Consider the following 17,609-nt stretch of genomic DNA (forward strand, 5'->3'; position numbering starts at 1 on the left):
GCGGCGGCCGTCCGCGGACGGGACAGAGGATAGCTAGTTACCGCGCACGACCTCGCAGCGCTGTCCGGTCATGAATTCGACGATGTCGATGACCTCTTCGAGCGAGTTGGTGCGCAGGTAGTTGATGTCGTATCGTTTCCGGTTGTCGGGATCGGCTATGCGTATCCGCACGCCGTAATTCGATTCGATGCGGGCGATGATTTCGCCGATCGTGGCGTTCTTCATCGCCACGAGGTTGTAACGCTCCGTCACGAAATGCTCGGCGTAGATCTCTTCCACCTCGATGTCGTCCTTCGCGGCGTCGAACACGGCCCGCTGGTTGGGATGGAGCCGCACGAGATTATAGCCTTCGGGGGTCTGCAGGCGCACCGAACCGCGTTCGAGCACCACTTCGGTCAGCGGATCGGCGGCATGCGCCCTGACGTTGAACGCCGTGCCCAGCACCCGCACCGACAGGTTTTCGGTCTTCACCACGAAGGGATGCGCTTCGTCGTGCGCCACGTCGAAGTAGGCTTCGCCGTCGATGCGCACGATACGCTCCTCCGACCCCGCGCCGACCGCATATTGCAGTTCGGTCCCGTCCTGCATCCACACCTGCGTGCCGTCTTCGAGACGCAGGGCCGCAATTTCGCCGCTTTCATTCAGATAAGTACGGAACAGCTCGTCCCCCGGCGTACCGATGCTGGCGAACCACGCCGCGGTTACGGCGACGGCGACCACCGCCACTGCGGCCGCAGCCAACGCCCAGCGGCGCCATGCGGGACGCCGCCGCTTCACCTCGCGGCGCATCGCTTCGTCGGCGTCGATCCGCGCGTTGAGCCGGCGCATCATGGCGTCGCAGCGCTCGCCGAGCTGTTTGGACGAAAGGGTTTTGTGGGCGCTCCAGATCGCGGCGATCTCGAAATAGAAGGTGCGGTGCTCCTCCCGTTCTTCGAGCCATGCGTAAAGCCGCCGCTCTTCGGCCTCGGTCGTTTCGTGATTCAGGTGCTTGTATAATACAGAATCGATGCTGTACAATACGGTGTCGTCGGTGTGTGCCAATGCGTATCTTTTTTAGGTGCTTGCATAATAACATACAGGCACCCCGGAGAAAATACCTACTCGGTACGGCAAATTTTTTCCTATCGCATGAACAGCAGGGCGAGCAGCAACAGCAGCTGCTCCTTGGAGAGCTTCCGGCGCAGTTGTTTGAGCGCCGCATACATATGATTCTCGACCGTACTTTGCGAGATGCCGAGCCGTTCGCTGATCTCGCGGTTCGAAAGGTCTTCGAGGTAGCTCAGTCTGAATACCTCGCGGCATTTGGGCGGCAGCGACTCGATCGCCGCGTCGAGACTCGCGCGCAGGTCGTCGGAATAGAGCTTACGGATGATCGGACTGTTGTCGGGCGCATAGTAGGCGCTGCCCATCGAGGCGATCCGCTCCTGATAGTAGGCGCGGTAATCGCCGGCGCGCCTGTTCTTGTCCAGATAGTTGAGCGCGCGGTTGTAAACCGAACGCAGCAGATATTTATACAGGGAGTTCGAATCGTCCAGCGCCGCGCGGTTCTGCCACACGTTGTAAAAGACGTCCTGCACCACGTCCTCGGCCCAGTCGTCCTTCATGAAAAGGCGGGCGTAGGAGACCAGCATGGCATAGTACCGGCCGCAAAGTTCGTCGAAAGCCTTGCGGTCGCCGTTGCGGATCCGTGTCGTAAGCAGAATTTTCTCCATCGGACAATCTGATTCGCCACAAAAGTAAACATTCTGAATTTATGAAACAATCCCCCGTGTTATTTTTAATTTTTTTGTAATTCCGTTAGGTGGTTTCGTCCGATCGGTTGTATTTAATATGTCACAACCGAACTACACGACCGATGGGAAAAAACCTCTTTCCGGCGCCGGACGCCGCAGCGCAGTCCCCGGCAGCCATGCTCCGGCAGTACGGCGGCACCTGCCGCCGCGTTTTCCCATCTCCGGCGCAGACACATCATGCGATTCTGATAATCATCAATCATAGATAGAATGAAAAAAGCTATTCAATTCGGAGCGGGCAACATCGGACGCGGATTCATCGGCGCCGTGCTGGAAAAGGCGGGCTACCATGTGGTGTTCGCCGATGTGAACGAACAGATCGTGGACCGGATCAACCGGGACAAGGGCTACACGGTGCAGATCATGGACACCGTATGCGAGGAGGTGCGCATCACCGACATTTCGGCCGTGGATTCGCGGAGTCCCGAACTCGCGCAGCAAATCGCCGAAGCGGAGATCGTCACCACGGCCGTCGGCCTTACGATCCTGCCCCGCATCGCAGGAGCCATCGCCGCGGGCATCGAGGCCCGCAGGGAGCAGGGCGTCGAGCAGCCGCTCAACGTCATCGCCTGCGAAAACGGCGTCCGCGCCACTTCGCAGCTCAAAGCCGCGGTGCTGACGCACCTCGACGCCGCCGGACAGGCCTACTGCGAGCAGTACGTCGGCTTCCCCGACTGTTCGGTGGACCGCATCGTGCCGCCCGTCAAGAGCGAAAACCCGATCGACGTGGTCGTCGAACGCTTCTTCGAATGGAACGTCGAGCGCGCCGCATTCAAGGGAGCCGTACCCGAAATCCCCGGCATGAATCCGGCCGACAACCTGATCGCCTACATCGAGCGCAAGCTCTTCACGCTCAACACGGGCCACGCCATTACGGCCTATCTGGGCCGCATGAAGGGCTACATGACCATCTGCCAGAGCATTTCCGACGAGCAGATCCACGCCGTCGTCAAAGCCGCCATGCGCGAGAGCGGGCGGGGGCTGGTGGCGCGTTACGGCTTCGACCGCGACGCCCACTTCGCCTATATCGACAAGATCATCGGCCGCTTTACGAACCCCTACCTCTGCGACGACGTGACCCGCGTGGGCCGCGAACCGCTCCGCAAGCTTTCGGCGGGCGACCGGCTCGTAAAACCGGTCCTCACGGCCCGTCAGTACGGCATCGGCACGCCCAACCTGCTGCTGGGCATCGGTGCGGCCCTGCACTACGACAATCCGGAGGACCCGCAGAGCGTGGAGATGATCGCCATGACCGCACGGCTCGGCGCGGCGGCGGCCGTAGCCGAAATCGCGGAACTGCCCGCCGGCGATCCGCTGCCCGCGCTCGCCGCGCAGGCGTACGCCGAAGTAGAACGAATCATCCGCTAATCCCCGCCTGCGACATGAAAAACACGAAACTGCTACTGCTGGCCGCATGCTGCGCCGCAATCATGCCCGCCTGCGCCCAAGCCCCCCGGCTGCACACCGTGAAGATCAATTCGATCGAGGAGCTGCAGGCCTATTTCACCTACGATCCCGCGCGCGACGTGATCGTCAGCGGCCACCGCGGCGGCATGATGCCCGGCTATCCCGAAAACTGCATCGAGTCGTGCGAAAAGACGCTGTCGCTGATGCCTACCTTCTTCGAAATCGACTTCAGCTTCACCAAGGACAGCGTCATGGTGCTCATGCACGACCTGACGATCGACCGCACGACCACGGGCAAGGGCCTCGTCGCCGACTACACCTACGACGAACTGCGCCGCCTGAACCTCGTGGACCGCGACGGCAAAGTCACGCCCTATAGGATTCCGCGCCTGAAGGATGTGCTGGAGTGGGGCAAGGACAAGGTGGTCTTCAACTTCGACAACAAGTACATCAACACCAAAGGCGTGAGCGACGAGGTGCGCCGCGCGAGTCTCGACTACTATATCAGGCAGCTCCGGCCCGGCGGCGAGTGGTCCATGTACCACAACATCATGCTGAGCGTCCGCTCGATCGAAGAGGCGCTCTACTACTGGAACCACGGTATCCGCAACGTCATGTTCTGCGTCGAAATCAGTTCGATGGAGCACTTCCGGGCGTACGAAGCTTCGCCCATTCCGTGGAAATACATCATGGCCTATATCCGTCTGGCGGTCAATCCCGAACTCCAACAGGTCTACGATCTGCTGCACGCCGAGGGCGTGATGACGATGACCTCGATCACCGGATCGTCCGACAAGGTGAAGAATCCCCACGACCGCCGCGTGGCCTACATGCGCGAACTGCTGGCCGAACCCGACATCATCGAGACCGACTATCCCTCCGAATTCATCGGCCTGCCGTGGTCGCGCGACGCGATCCACGCCCTGCAGGACGCCGCCATCCGCGGCAACAGAAGCTCCACCGACCTGAAGTAAAACCCGAACCAACCTGAATAAATGTCTGTAAAACAACTCAATCCGGCATATGCCGGCATGACCGACCAACAGGTCAAACGTTTCAAATACTGGGAATTCCGCACCATGGCGATGTGCATCTTCGGTTACGCGCTCTTCTATTTCGTGCGCAAGAACCTGAGTATCGCCATGCCGTATCTCAACGAGGAGATGGGCATTTCGAAATCCGACCTCGGCCTCTTCCTCACGCTCCACGGACTGATCTACGGACTCTCGAAGTTCGTCAACGGCATCTGGGGCGACCGCAGCAACGCACGCTACTTTCTGGTCACGGGACTCGTTTTCTGCGGCATCTGCAACCTGCTCTTCGGATTCAGCTCCTCGGTGCTGGCGCTGGGCATCTTCTGGATTCTCAACGGCTGGTTCCAAGGCATGGGCGTCCCGCCCTGCACGCGGCTGATGACCCACTGGATCGTCCCCGAACGGCTGGCGACCAAGATGTCGGTCTGGAACACCTCGCACTCGATCGGCGCCGGACTGGCCATCATCTTCTGCGGCTATGTCGTCAGCCTGAACTGGGGCGCATGGTTCGACGCTTCGTCGATGCTCTCGCAGCACTGGCGCTGGTGCTTCCTGCTCCCGGCGACGATCGCCCTGCTGGGTGCGGCCGTCGTCTGGGCCTTCGTCCGCGACACGCCCTCGTCGGTGGGCCTTCCCGAACTCAAGACCGGCAAAACGGCCGAAAAACCGCAGTCCAAAGCGGAGGAGAAGGCCGAATACAAGGCCTTCCTGCGCCGCAAGGTCTTCCTGAATCCGACGATCTGGATCATCGCCGTGGGCAACTTCTTCGTCTACATCGTGCGCTTCGCCGTGCTGGACTGGGGACCGACGATGCTCAAGGAGCACCTGCACATGGACATCAGCCATGCGGGCTGGACCGTCGCGGCGTTCGAAATTGCCGGTATCGCGGGCATGCTGGCCGCAGGCTGGGCCACCGACCGTTTCTTCGGCGGCCGTGCGCCCCGCACGTGCGTCATCTGCATGCTGATGGCCGCCGTGTGTCTGGTGGGACTCTATTCGCTCAACGAGCATACGCCGCTGATCGTGGCCGTTGCGATTCTGATGGCCGCCGGATTCTTCATCTACGGCCCGCAGGCGCTGGTCGGCATCGCCGCGGCCAATATCGCCACCAAGCGCGCCGCCGCTACGGCAGGCGGTTTCTGCGGGCTGTTCGGCTACGGCAGCACGATCGTTTCGGGCTGGGGACTCGGCATGCTGGTGCAGTACACCGACTGGAGCATCGCGCTCTATACGCTGGTGGGCATGGCGCTCGTCGGCACGGCGATCTTCGCCGCCGCATGGAAAGCCAAACCCAACGGCTACGACGACTGACACGAGGTTTTAGGTTAATGATAATGTGTGAGCGAAATCCCCGCAGCCGCGTACGGCTGCGGGGATTTCCATGTTCAGCTATTTTCCGGTGCCGGGGCTATTCCACCGTCACGGACTTGGCCAGATTGCGCGGCTGGTCCACGTTGCGGCCCTTGTTTACGGCGATATAGTACGCCAGCAGCTGCAGCGGCACCGAGACGACGACCGGCATCAGGCAGTCGGTTATCACCGGAACCTCGATCGTGTAATCGGCGCTGCGGCGCACGTGCGTATCGTCGCGGGCGATCACGGCGATGATCTTGCCGCCACGGGCGCGGATCTCCTCGATGTTGCTGGCCGTTTTTTCGTAGGTATTGTCCGGCGTGGCGATGGCGACCGTCGGCATTTCGTTGTCGATGAGCGCGATCGCGCCGTGTTTCATCTCGGCGGCGGGGTAGCCCTCGGCGTGAATATAGGAGATTTCCTTCAGTTTGAGCGCGCCTTCCATCGCCGTGGGGTAGTTGTAGCCGCGGCCCAGATAGATGAAATTGTGGGCGTAGGTGAAGATCTTGGAGAGGTCTTCGATCCGCGGGCCGAGCTTCAGCACCTCTTCCAGTACGGCCGGAAGTTCCAGCAGGCCCTTCGCCACCTCACGGTAGTACTCCTCCGTCACGGCGCCCTTCTCGCGGCCCACGGCCAGCGCCAGCATCGCCATCACGGTCACCTGCCCCGTAAATGCCTTGGTCGAAGCCACGCCGATCTCCGGTCCCACATGGATATAGGCGCCCGAATGGGTGGCGCGGGCGATCGAGGAGCCTACGACGTTGCAGATGCCGAAGACGAAAGCCCCGGCCTTGCGGGCCAGTTCGACGGCGGCCAGCGTGTCGGCCGTCTCGCCCGACTGAGACACGGCGATCACGATGTCGTCCTCGTAGATGACCGGATTGCGGTAGCGGAACTCCGAAGCGTACTCCACTTCGACCGGAATCCGGCAGATATTCTCGATCAGGTGTTCGCCGATCAGCGCCGCGTGCCACGACGTACCGCACGCCACGAAGATGATGCGGCGGGCTTGGAGGAATTTCCTGCGGTTGTCGATCACGCCAGACAACTTCACCTCGCCCGTTTCGGGGTTGATGCGGCCGCGGATGCAGTCCACGATGGTCTTGGGCTGCTCGTAAATCTCCTTGAGCATGAAATGCGGATAGCCGCCCTTTTCGAGCTGCGAAATGCTCATCTGCAGCTTCTTGATGTCTATTTTGCCTTCGTGGTTGTCCAGCGTGACGATTTTCAGCGGCTTGTTGCGGTTGATAACGGCGATCTCCCCGTCGTTCACGTAGACGAAATCCTGCGTATACTCGATGATCGACGCGGCGTCGGAACTGAGAAAGTACTCGCCCCGACCGATGCCGATGGCCATGGGGCTGCTCTGGCGCGCCGCGATGATCTCGTCGCGGTTGTTCTTCTCGACCACGGCGATAGCATAGGCGCCGACCACCTGACGGAGCGCCTGCTGCACGGCTTCGAGCAGCGAACAGGCGTTGGTCGAGCGGATATATTCGATCAGGTTCACCAGCACCTCCGAATCGGTGCTGCTGCGGAACGTGTAGCCGTTCTCTTCGAGCGCATCTTTCAGCACCCGGTAATTTTCGATGATTCCGTTGTGTATCAGGGCGATATTCTCCGACTCGGAGCAGTGCGGATGGGCATTGACGTCGTTCGGGACACCATGCGTCGCCCAGCGCGTGTGCGCGATGCCGATATTTCCGCCCAGCTCCTTCCCCGCGAGGAAATGTTCGAGGTCCGAGACCTTGCCCTTGCATTTGTAAACGTTGAGCGCACCGTCCTCATCGACCATCGCCACACCCGCGCTGTCGTAACCGCGGTATTCCAACCGGTGCAAACCTTTCAACAGGATCGGACAGGCTTCGCGCCCGCCGACATATCCTACAATCCCACACATTGTATATTTGTAATTAGTTAATTAAATTTGAATAGTTAAGACATCAGAGTATGGAATAAGTCCGATCTCTCATTGGTTTTCTAAACCGGGAATTATGTTCTGACCCCATACTCTTTACATCAGAATCCGGATAGTTCGTAAGGTGTCTGAGCCCGTATTCGCAATGAAGGACCAAGATGTAAGCGATGTCGTTAAAACCAAAAAATGAACGGCCATGAGGTACATTGGAATCGACGTGAGCAAGGCTACATTCGTGGTAGCTTACTCCTCCGACAAAGGCGGGGAGATCCGTACTTTTAACAACACGACCGCTGGTATCAGACAGTTTATCGGGACTCTCCCCAAAGACGGCAGTATCCACTGTGTTATGGAGGCGACAGGGAATTACAGCGCCTTGCTGCTGTATATGCTCAATGTCGCCGGAATTACTGTCAGCATGGAGAATCCGCTGAAGGTAAAGAACTTCGCCAAAGCCTTGCTCTCTACGGTCAAGACCGATAAGAGCGATGCACGACTCATTACCTTGTACGGAGAGAAGATGAACCCGCGTCCTTTCAAGGTACAGGGAGAGGCCATCCTGCGGCTCCGACAGAAAAGAACCGTCATTCGCCAACTTACTAAGCAGATTACCGCCATGTCGAACCTTCGTGGCTCTCTTGCATGTCTGCCTGTCCCGGACAAAGGTGCAACTCATACCGTAGACGAAACTATCAAGTTCCTTGAAAAGAAGCGTGACAGGCTCCAGGCGGAACTCACGGATCTTGTCGAAGTGGAGTTCAGCCGACAACTCGCGCTGCTGACGACCATCAAAGGGATAGGCATAACGCTTGCCACGGCGCTCATCATCACTACTGGAGGCTTTACCTACTTCCAAAATGCCAAGCAGGTGTCCCGGTATCTCGGAATTTGTCCCACTTACGAACAGTCCGGAACTTCGGTAAACATCAAAGGGCATATCAACCGAAACGGAGACGCATACACTAGAGGACTTCTCTATATCGCCGCTTGGCCTGCCAGTAGGTTCAATGCCCAATGCAAAGAGACCTATACGAGGCTCAGGCAAAACGGAAAATCGGGAAAACTCGCTATGATCGCTGTCGCAAACAAGCTCATCAGGCAGGCTTTTGCTGTTGTCGCGCACGATAAAGAGTATATCGACGGATTCGTCTCCAACAGACCTTAGTAGGAACCATTCTCCGATATTATTACTCTTTTTCCGCATTTTTTAATATAGTTCGTAATTCTTTCAGCATTTTTATCCCGTCAAAAATAAGAAAATATTTTAAAAACGATATTCGGACACCCCGAAATAAGAAAAAAAGCACCGAAACCGGTGCTTAAATGACATATTTCAGAATCTCCCGCACGAGCGTTTCATTGCCCGCGGCCTGCGACACTCCGCGGTCGGGCCTGAAGTCCGCAACGACGCCCCCGGCCTCCCGGACGATCAGATTCGCGGCGCACACGTCCCACTCGTGCAGATCCAGCTCCCAATAACCGTCCAGAAGTCCCGCCGCGACACAGCTCAGGTCGTAGGCCGCCGACCCCAGCCGCCGCACGTCCCGCACGTAGGGGATGATGCGCGCGACGTTGTCGCTGTTGTTGTCCGGATTGACGTCCTTGTCATACGGAAATCCGGTGGCGATGACCGACGTGGCGAGGGTCTGCTTGTCGGAGACGTGCAGCCGCTTCACCTCGCCTGAGCGGCTCTTCATATAAGCCCCGCCGCCTTTCGACGCCCAGAACAGCTCGTTCAGGTAGGGCGCGTAGACAACTCCGGCGATCGTCTCGCCCCGGTATTGCAGGGCGATCGAAACCGAGAAAACAGGAAGCCCCTGACTATAGTTCGTCGTGCCGTCGAGCGGATCGACCACCCAGCGGTAATCGCTCCCGGCACGCCCCATCGAACCGCCCTCCTCGCCCAGTATCTCATGGTCGGGCCAGCGTTCCAGAATCGCCGCGGCGATGTAGGCTTCGCTCTCCTTGTCGGCGCGCGTAACGACGTCGTAGACATTGGATTTCGTGCGGATCGCCAGATCGTCGCCCCGGAAGTAGGCGAGCTGGATCTTTCCGGCGCCTTCGGCGAGCGGAAAGATGAAATCGAGAAATTCCCGATACATGGCCGCGCGCTACTTCTGCTCCGCGAAATACTTGTAGAACAGCGGAATGGTCTCGACGCCCTTGTAGAACTGTTCGAGTCCGTAGCTCTCGTTGGGCGAATGGATCGCGTCTTCGGCCAGTCCGAAGCCGATGAGCAGCGACTTGATGCCCAGAATCGACTCGAAACCGCTGATGATCGGAATCGAGCCGCCCGAATAGAAGGGCAGGGGTTTCTTGCCGAAAGTCTCCGCCACGGCCTTCTCCGCCGCCTTGTAGGCCGGCATGTCGGTCGGCGCGACGTAGGGCATGCCGCCGTGCAGCGACTTGACCGTGACCTTCACGCTCTTGGGTGCGATCGATTTGAAATATTTTTCGAACAGCTTGCTGATCTTGCGGTAATCCTGATTCGGCACCAGCCGCATCGAAATCTTGGCCGACGCCTTCGACGGGATCACCGTCTTGGTGCCCTCCTCGATATAGCCGCCCCAGATGCCGTTCACGTCGAGCGACGGACGCACGCCCGTACGTTCGAGCGTCGTGTAGCCCGCTTCGCCCTCCACGTCGCCGATCGAGAGCGACTTCTTGTAGGCCGCGAGGCTGAACGGCGCCTTGTTGAAGGCCTTGCGCTCGGCCGGAGTGAGTTCGCGCACGTCGTCGTAGAAGCCGGGAATCGTCACGCGCCCCTCAGCATCGACCAACTGCGCCACAAGGCGCGTCAGCACGTTGGCGGGATTGGCGACCGCACCGCCGAACAGCCCCGAATGCAGGTCCTTGTCGGGTCCCGTCACCTCGACCTCCATGTAAGCCAAGCCCCGCAAGCCGCAGGTGATGGAGGGGGTCTGCATCGAGATCATCGAAGTGTCCGATACCAATATAATATCGGCCTTGAGCATCTTTTTGTTCTGCTCGCAGAATTTGTAGAGACTCGGCGAGCCGATCTCCTCCTCGCCCTCCAGCATGAATTTCACGTTGCAGGGCAGGCACTCCTCGGCGCACATCGCCTCGAACGCCTTGGCGTGCATCCACAGCTGGCCCTTGTCGTCGTCCGCGCCGCGGCTCCAGATACGGCCGTCGCGGATGACCGGCTCGAACGGCTCGGTCCGCCACTCGCTGCGCGGATCGACGGGCATCACGTCGTAATGACCGTAGACCAATACCGTCTTGGCCTTGGGATCGACCGTCTTCTCGGCGTAAACCACCGGATTGCCCTCGGTGGGAAATACCTCGGCATGGTCGGCGCCCGCCTTCACGAGCGCCGCGGCCAGCCATTCGGCGCACCGCGTCATGTCGGGCCGGTGCTCGCTCTGCGCGCTGATCGAAGGGATGCGCAGGAGGTCGAACAACTCGCTGATAAAGCGATCTTTATTTGCGTCTATATATTTCTTTACTTTATCCATTTTTCCGGGGTGTTATTCGGTCTTCTTCAATACGTAGTTTTCGTCCAGCGGACCCGTCACGGGCTGCTTGTCGGCGTCGAGCCGGCGCAGGCGGTTCTCCTCGACCTTGTAGTACTCGACGCCCTCGCCGTTTTCGGGAGTCAGGGTCAGCAGGTTGCCCCTCACGGAGTAGCCGCCCTTCGTATCGAATTCCGCGTCACGGTCGATGTATTTCATGTGCAGGTCGAAAGTGCCGTCCTTTTTCAGTGTCAGACGGGTCTCGATGCCCGGACAATCCGCTGCCGGAAGCGTTCCGGCATAGGTGCCCTGATAGTCGAGCGAGGTCTCGGCCGTATGCATGTCGGGCGCTTCGGCGACGGTTTCGGCACCGCCGGAAGCAGCTTTTTTCTGTGTATTTCCGCCGCAGGCCGCAAGCAGGGCGGCCGCCGCGAGGATCAAAATTCCACTTTTCATAATCTATAAATTAAATGTTGCATATCGCTTTTATCTCGCCGATGAAACGCTGCGCCAGCGCATCGGCTTCCGCTATGGATTTCGCCTCGGTGTAGACGCGGATGATCGGCTCGGTATTGGACTTGCGCAGGTGTACCCAATTTTCCGCGAAGTCGATTTTAACGCCGTCTATATCGTTCACGTTTTCACTGGCATAACGCTCCTTTATCTCACGCAGTACTTTATCCACGTCGATCGCCGGCGTCAGCTCGATCTTGTTCTTCGAGGCAAAGTACGAGGGGTAGGTGGCGCGCAGCTGCGTCATGGTCATCCCCTTGTGGGCGAGCCACGTCAAAAAGAGTGCCGTCCCGACCAGCGCGTCGCGGCCGTAGTGCAACTCCGGATAGATCACGCCGCCGTTGCCTTCGCCGCCGATCACGGCGCCCGTCTCCTTCATCTTGGCCACCACGTTCACCTCGCCGACGGCCGACGCGGAGTATTTGCCGCCGTGCCGTTCGGTAACGTCGCGCAGCGCCCGCGACGAGGAGAGGTTCGAAACGGTGTCGCCGCCCGGATTCTTCGACAGAATATAGTCGGCCACGGCAACCAGCGTATACTCCTCGACGAACATCGAGCCGTCCTCGCTGACCAGCGCCAGCCGGTCCACGTCGGGATCGACGACGATGCCCAGATCGGCTTTCTCGCGGCGGATCGTCTCCGCGATTCCGGTCAGGTTTTCGGGCAGCGGTTCGGGGTTGTGGGCGAATTCGCCCGTCGGGTCGCAGTTCAGCTCCACGACTTCGCACCCCAGCCGCCGCAGAAGCTCCGGCATCACGATGCCGCCCACGGAATTCACGGCGTCCACGACCACCTTGAAGCGGCGTTTGCGGACCGCCTCGGCGTCCACGAGCGGAAGCGCCAGCACCTGCTCGATATGCGTCCGGTTGAACGGTTCGCGCGAAAGCACATGCCCGATGCCGTCCACGCCGGGGTACTCGAAGCCCTCCTCCTCGGCCATCGCCAGCACGCGCTTGCCCTCGGCGTCGGTGAGGAATTCGCCGTCGGAGTTGAGCAGCTTCAGGGCGTTCCACTGACGCGGGTTGTGCGACGCGGTGATGATGATGCCGCCGTCGGCCCGCTTGGTGATGACGGCCATCTCGGTGCCCGGCGTGGTGCAAAGCCCGACGTTGATCACGTCGGCGCCGCAGGCCAGCAGGGTGCCCTCGACCAGATCGGAGACCATTTCGCCCGAAATACGGGCGTCGCGGCCTACGACTATGGTAAGTTTTTTGCCGGGATTCCGCTCGGCGATCAGACGTGCGTATGCGGTGGTGAATTTCACGACGTCGGGGGGCGTCAGGTTCTCGGCCTGCGCCCCGCCCACCGTGCCGCGGATACCGGAAATGGATTTGATGAGTGTCATATTTTAAAGAGGTTTATCTATACATATATTTATGAAAAATTGTCTTCGAAGTTTTGATATTCGAGGTAAATATATTACTTTTATGCCAATTATGAAAATTAAAAAACGACTATTATGAGAACGATTCCTGCTTCCGAATTGATTATCAACGACGACGGTTCGATTTTCCACCTGCACCTGCTGCCGGAGCAGCTCGCCGACACGGTGATTCTCGTCGGAGACCCCGGCCGCGTGGCCTTGGTTGCGGAATTTTTCGACACCAGAGAGTGCGAAGTCTCCAACCGCGAATTCAAGACCGTAACGGGCACCTACAAGGGAAAACGCATGACGGTCCTTTCGACGGGCATCGGCATCGGCAACATCGACATCTCGGTCACGGAGCTGGACGCGCTGGCCAACGTCGATTTCGCCACCCGGCAGGAGAAGGCGCAGAAACGGCAGCTGACGCTGGTGCGTCTGGGCACTTCGGGCGCCATCCAGCCCGACATCAAGGTAGGGGAGTTCGTCTTCTCGCGCACGTCGGTGGGCTTCGACGGCCTGCTGAACTACTACAAGGGCCGCAACGACGTCTGCGACCTCGCCATCGAAAAGGCTTTCATGGAGCACGTCGGCTGGAACGAACTGCTTCCCAAGCCCTACTTCATCGACGCCGACAAGACGCTGTTCGAGCATTTCCGCGACGTGACGCGCGAGGGCATCACCATCGCCGCTCCGGGCTTCTATGCGCCGCAGGGCCGCTGGGTGCGCCTCGAACCGCAGGACGCGCGGCTCAACGAGAAGATCGAATCGTTCGACTACCACGGACGCCGCATCACCAACTTCGAAATGGAGGGTTCGGCGCTGGCCGGTCTGGCGGCCCTGATGGGCCACCGCGCCGCCACGATCTGCACGATCATCGCCCAGCGCATCGCCCAGAACGTCGATACGGACTACAAACCCTTCGTGCGCAAGATGATCTCCACGGCGCTCGACAAACTCGCAGTTTTAGAATAACAGAAACCATAACAGAAAATAAAGAAAGGAAACAAACGTATGAAATTTTCAGTATCAAGCTCGGCCCTGCTCTCGCTTCTGGCTACCACCGGCAAGGTTATCAGCAATAAGAACACGCTTCCCATTTTGGATTACTTCCTGATGGAGCTGAGCGGCAACGAACTGAAGGTCACGACTTCGGACCTCGAAACGACGCTCATCGGCTCCATTACGGTAGACAGCGTGGAGAGCGAGGGAACCATCGCCGCACCCGCCAAACTGATGCTCGACTCCCTGAAGGAGTTCTCCGAACTGCCGCTGACCATCGACGTAAACGATAAGAATTGGGAAATCACGATCAACTGGAAGAGCGGTTCGCTATCGATTCCCGGTGCGAGCGCCGTGAGCTATCCCGCCGTACCGCAGCTGAGCGCCGAGAAGAAGGAGCTGAGCATGGACGTGGATACGCTGGTCAACGGCATCAACAAGACGATCTTCGCCACGGCCGACGACGAACTGCGTCCCGTGATGAACGGCATCTACATCAATCTGGCGCCCGGCGCGCTGACGTTCGTGGGCACCGACGCGCACAAGCTCGTGAAGTACGAGTCCGAGACCGCGAACGAGGTCACGGCTTCGTTCATCCTGCCCAAGAAACCGGCCAACCTGCTCAAATCGGTGCTGCTGAAGGAGGACGACGCCATCGAGATGAGCTTCGACTCGAAAAACGCGCTCTTCAAGCTCAAGAGCCACACGCTCGTCTGCCGTCTGATCGAGGGCAACTACCCGAACTACAACGCCGTGATTCCGGCCAACAACCCCAACAAGGTGCTGGTGGACCGCGTCGAGCTGGTGAACGGCATCAAGCGCGTGGCGGTCTGCTCGAATCCGACCACCAACCTGATCCGCATGGACATCGGCGACAACCGGATCAACCTCACGGCGCAGGACATCGACTTCTCGGTGTCGGCCAACGAGACCATTTCGTGCAGCTACGACGGCGAGGAGATCACGATCGGCTTCAAATCGACGTTCCTCGTCGAGATACTCTCGAACATGGACACGCCGACCGTGGTGATCGAACTGGCCGACTCGACCCGTGCCGGCGTCTTCAAACCCGTATATGACGACAAGCAGACAAGCTCGACGCTCATGCTGCTCATGCCGATGATGATCAACGCATAACGGCCCCTCAGATGAAGTTAAACCTCAAGCGCCCGATCATCTTCTTCGACCTCGAAACGACCGGCGTGGACACCGCCAAAGACCGCATCGTCGAGATTTCGATGGCCAAGATCATGCCCGACGGCGAAGAGATCGTCAAAACCCGCAAGCTCAATCCGGAAATGCACATTCCGGAGGAGGCTACCGCCATCCACGGCATTACGGACGAGGACGTCAAGGATTGCCCGACCTTCGCGCAGGTCGCCAAATCGCTCGAACAGTTTATCCGCGGCTGCGACTTCGGAGGGTTCAATTCGAACCGCTTCGACCTGCCGGTGCTGGTCGAGGAGTTCCTGCGCGCGGGAGTGGACGTGGACTTCAAGCGCCGCAAATTCATCGACGTGCAGAACATCTTCCACAAGAAGGAGCAGCGCACGCTGGTGGCGGCCTACAAGTTCTACTGCGACAAGGATCTGGACGACGCACACTCGGCCGAGGCCGACACGCTGGCGACCTACGAGGTGCTCAAGGCCCAGCTGGATCGTTATCCCGATCTGGAGAACGACATCGACAAGCTGGCCGAATTCTCGACCCGCGCCGAAACGGCCGACTACGCCGGACGCATCCTCTTCAACGAAAAAGGCGAGGAGGTCTTCGGATTCGGCAAATACAAGGGCCGCAGCGTGGAGGAGGTCTTCCGCATGGAACCGAGTTATTACGCATGGATGATGAACGGCGATTTCCCGCTCTACACCAAGAAGGTCATCACCGAAATCCGCATGCGCGAAAAACTGAAATGACGATGAAGCGACTTTGTGCGACAGTCTTGCTGCTCCTGTTGAGCGTGTGCGCCTTCGCGGTGCAGAAGTCGGGAACGATCGTTTACATCAACGGCTCGAAATTCTACATCCATACGGTGCAGCCCGGCGAAACGCTTTACGGGCTGTCTAAGGCGTACGAGGTGGGCGAGAAGGTGATTCTTCAGTACAATCCGTCGGCAGGCGGCGGGCTGAAGGCGGGGGAGAACGTCAAGATACCTTTCGTGACGGCCGTGCCCGAACCCAAGTCGGAGCGGAAGCTGCGCAGGACCTTCGACTCCCACACCGTCGCGCAGGGCGAAACCCTGTACGCCATTTCGCGCAAGTACGAAATCCCGATCCAGACCGTCATCGAGGACAATCCGAGTCTCGATCCGACCAACCTGCGGCTCGGAGAGCGCATCCTGATCCGCAAGAAGGAGATCGGCTCCGAAGACGAGGCCGGCGCCAAGGAGCAGTGGGAAGCCTACCGCAATACGCTCAACAGCGTCGCCGAGGAGGGCTATGCCTATCATATGGTCAAGCCGGGCGAAACCTTCTATTCGCTGTCACGCCGCTTCAGCATCACCGAAGAGCAGCTCGGCTCGCTCAACGGAGGGCTGAAACCCGCCGACCTGAAAGCCGGAGCGATCATCAAGGTTCCGGGTTCCCCCGAAGAGCTGGCCGCCGGGGAGCGGCAGCCTGCCGACACCGTGCGCGCGGACTCCGTCCCCGACCTCTCCGCCGACAACAGGGTGAAGGAGATCGAATTCCGCGCACTGCGCCGTAGTGCGACGCTCAATGTCGCCCTGCTGCTGCCGATGGACGCCGGCACCCCCAATCCCAGCTATCTGGAGTTTTATCAGGGATTCCTGCTCGGACTGGACAGCGTGAAGACCAAATACGGCTATTCGGTGAACGTCTGTCTGTATAACACGGCCCGCGATGCGGAGAAAATCCGCGAAATCACCGAGAGCGACGCCTTCCGCAATACCGACCTGATCATCGGTCCGGTCTACGAGGAGGGGCTGTATCCGGTCATCCGGTTCGCCGAGGAGCACAACGTGCCCGTCGTTTCGCCGCTGGCCAACATCACGGGCATGAACAGCGACGTGCTGTTCCAGATGGCGCCCGACCCGGCGCACAAATGGGAGAAGGCCGCCGAACTGGTGAACGGGGACCGGCAGGTAACGCTGATCTACACCGAAAGTACGGACAAGGAGTTCGAGCAGGAGATGCTGACGCTGCTCGGCGATTCGGACTATAAGAAGCACACCTATAAATATGTCCATCCGTCGGCCCGCACGAACAGCAATTCAGGCGATCTGACGCCGCTGCTGGACAACGGCGCCGACAACGTATTCATCGTCATGTCCGACAACGAGGTGGACGTGGACCGCATTCTGGCGGCCATCGCTTCGGCCGACACCAACATATCGAGCCGCGGCCGCACGGCCCCCCGGTTCGTCGTGCTGGGCAATACGCGCTGGAACCGCATGAACAACATCGACCGCACGATGTTCTTCAAGGACCGCGTGATCTTCATCTCGACCTACCACGCCAAGCGCGACTCGCAGACGATTCTCGACTTCGACAGCGCCTATATCCGCTCCTTCGGGTCGCTGCCCACGCTCTTCTCGTACCGCGGCTACGATGCGGCGGCGGTCTTCTGCCCCGCGATGTACAACGACATCGAATACGACATGGAAGGCCGGAGCTACACGCCCCTTCAGACCTCCTACCTATTCGGGCAGAGCGAGGAGCGCCACAACCACGTCAACCGCAGCTGGATGAGAGTCAACTACAACAGCGATTTCACGATAACCGTCGAATAGTA

15 protein-coding genes are annotated in these 17,609 nt (G+C 59.3%); 8 read left to right on the forward strand and 7 right to left on the reverse strand.

The genetic code is table 11. The features are described 5' to 3' along the window. Positions 1–33: 33 nt before the first annotated feature. Together ALFI_RS15090 and ALFI_RS15095 are read right to left on the reverse strand one after the other, a co-directional pair. On the reverse strand, positions 34–1,041 hold the full coding sequence (locus ALFI_RS15090; RefSeq protein ID WP_014776454.1) for a FecR family protein: 1,008 nt from the start codon (positions 1,039–1,041) through the stop codon (positions 34–36). Between the two features lie 80 nt (positions 1,042–1,121). Then, positions 1,122–1,712: an RNA polymerase sigma-70 factor gene (locus tag ALFI_RS15095; protein WP_014776455.1), complete on the reverse strand. Its 591-nt coding sequence runs from the start codon at positions 1,710–1,712 to the stop codon at positions 1,122–1,124. A gap of 291 nt (positions 1,713–2,003) precedes the next feature. On the opposite strand from ALFI_RS15095, the gene ALFI_RS15100 reads away from it, so the two are divergent. The 3 genes from ALFI_RS15100 to ALFI_RS15110 are packed head-to-tail and all read left to right on the forward strand — an operon-like array spanning position 2,004 to position 5,545. After that, complete coding sequence (locus ALFI_RS15100) at positions 2,004–3,161, forward strand: mannitol-1-phosphate 5-dehydrogenase (protein WP_014776456.1); 1,158 nt, start codon at positions 2,004–2,006, stop codon at positions 3,159–3,161. A 14-nt stretch (positions 3,162–3,175) separates the two neighbouring features. Beyond that, positions 3,176–4,174 (forward strand): glycerophosphodiester phosphodiesterase family protein, encoded by a 999-nt coding sequence (locus tag ALFI_RS15105; RefSeq protein WP_014776457.1) that lies wholly within the window; start codon positions 3,176–3,178, stop codon positions 4,172–4,174. Between the two features lie 21 nt (positions 4,175–4,195). Next, on the forward strand, positions 4,196–5,545 hold the full coding sequence (locus tag ALFI_RS15110; RefSeq protein ID WP_014776458.1) for an MFS transporter: 1,350 nt from the start codon (positions 4,196–4,198) through the stop codon (positions 5,543–5,545). Positions 5,546–5,642: 97 nt separating this feature from the next. On the opposite strand, the gene glmS is transcribed toward ALFI_RS15110, so the two are convergent. Then, positions 5,643–7,487: a glutamine--fructose-6-phosphate transaminase (isomerizing) gene (glmS, locus tag ALFI_RS15115; protein ID WP_009598971.1), complete on the reverse strand. Its 1,845-nt coding sequence runs from the start codon at positions 7,485–7,487 to the stop codon at positions 5,643–5,645. Between the two features lie 214 nt (positions 7,488–7,701). Here glmS and ALFI_RS15120 point away from each other — a divergent pair, with 214 nt between their 5' ends. Beyond that, entirely contained in the window at positions 7,702–8,670 is a 969-nt protein-coding gene (locus tag ALFI_RS15120; protein WP_014774638.1) for an IS110 family RNA-guided transposase, read from the forward strand. A gap of 154 nt (positions 8,671–8,824) precedes the next feature. On the opposite strand, the gene ALFI_RS15125 is transcribed toward ALFI_RS15120, so the two are convergent. From ALFI_RS15125 to glmM, 4 genes are read right to left on the reverse strand one after another with little or no spacing between them, the layout of a single operon-like run. Next, complete coding sequence (locus ALFI_RS15125) at positions 8,825–9,607, reverse strand: inositol monophosphatase family protein (protein WP_014776459.1); 783 nt, start codon at positions 9,605–9,607, stop codon at positions 8,825–8,827. Positions 9,608–9,616: 9 nt separating this feature from the next. Next, a complete protein-coding gene (locus ALFI_RS15130; protein ID WP_014776460.1) occupies positions 9,617–10,984 on the reverse strand; it encodes a dipeptidase in 1,368 nt (455 codons plus the stop codon). Positions 10,985–10,996: 12 nt separating this feature from the next. Beyond that, complete coding sequence (locus ALFI_RS15135) at positions 10,997–11,437, reverse strand: copper resistance protein NlpE (RefSeq protein ID WP_014776461.1); 441 nt, start codon at positions 11,435–11,437, stop codon at positions 10,997–10,999. Positions 11,438–11,447: 10 nt separating this feature from the next. After that, positions 11,448–12,839: a phosphoglucosamine mutase gene (glmM, locus tag ALFI_RS15140; RefSeq protein ID WP_014776462.1), complete on the reverse strand. Its 1,392-nt coding sequence runs from the start codon at positions 12,837–12,839 to the stop codon at positions 11,448–11,450. A 111-nt stretch (positions 12,840–12,950) separates the two neighbouring features. Here glmM and ALFI_RS15145 point away from each other — a divergent pair, with 111 nt between their 5' ends. The 4 genes from ALFI_RS15145 to ALFI_RS15160 are packed head-to-tail and all read left to right on the forward strand — an operon-like array spanning position 12,951 to position 17,607. Beyond that, a complete protein-coding gene (locus ALFI_RS15145; protein ID WP_208854107.1) occupies positions 12,951–13,832 on the forward strand; it encodes a nucleoside phosphorylase in 882 nt (293 codons plus the stop codon). Between the two features lie 39 nt (positions 13,833–13,871). Further along, entirely contained in the window at positions 13,872–14,996 is a 1,125-nt protein-coding gene (gene dnaN / locus ALFI_RS15150; RefSeq protein WP_009598983.1) for a DNA polymerase III subunit beta, read from the forward strand. A gap of 11 nt (positions 14,997–15,007) precedes the next feature. Beyond that, positions 15,008–15,775 carry a 3'-5' exonuclease gene (locus ALFI_RS15155; protein WP_014776464.1) on the forward strand — a complete coding sequence of 256 codons (768 nt, stop codon included), beginning with the start codon at positions 15,008–15,010 and terminating at the stop codon, positions 15,773–15,775. Then, positions 15,772–17,607 (forward strand): LysM peptidoglycan-binding domain-containing protein, encoded by a 1,836-nt coding sequence (locus ALFI_RS15160; protein ID WP_014776465.1) that lies wholly within the window; start codon positions 15,772–15,774, stop codon positions 17,605–17,607. The genes ALFI_RS15155 and ALFI_RS15160 overlap by 4 nt, the downstream gene beginning before the upstream one ends. Positions 17,608–17,609 lie beyond the last annotated feature (2 nt).

This window comes from Alistipes finegoldii DSM 17242, from assembly GCF_000265365.1.
Lineage (GTDB): Bacteria > Bacteroidota > Bacteroidia > Bacteroidales > Rikenellaceae > Alistipes > Alistipes finegoldii.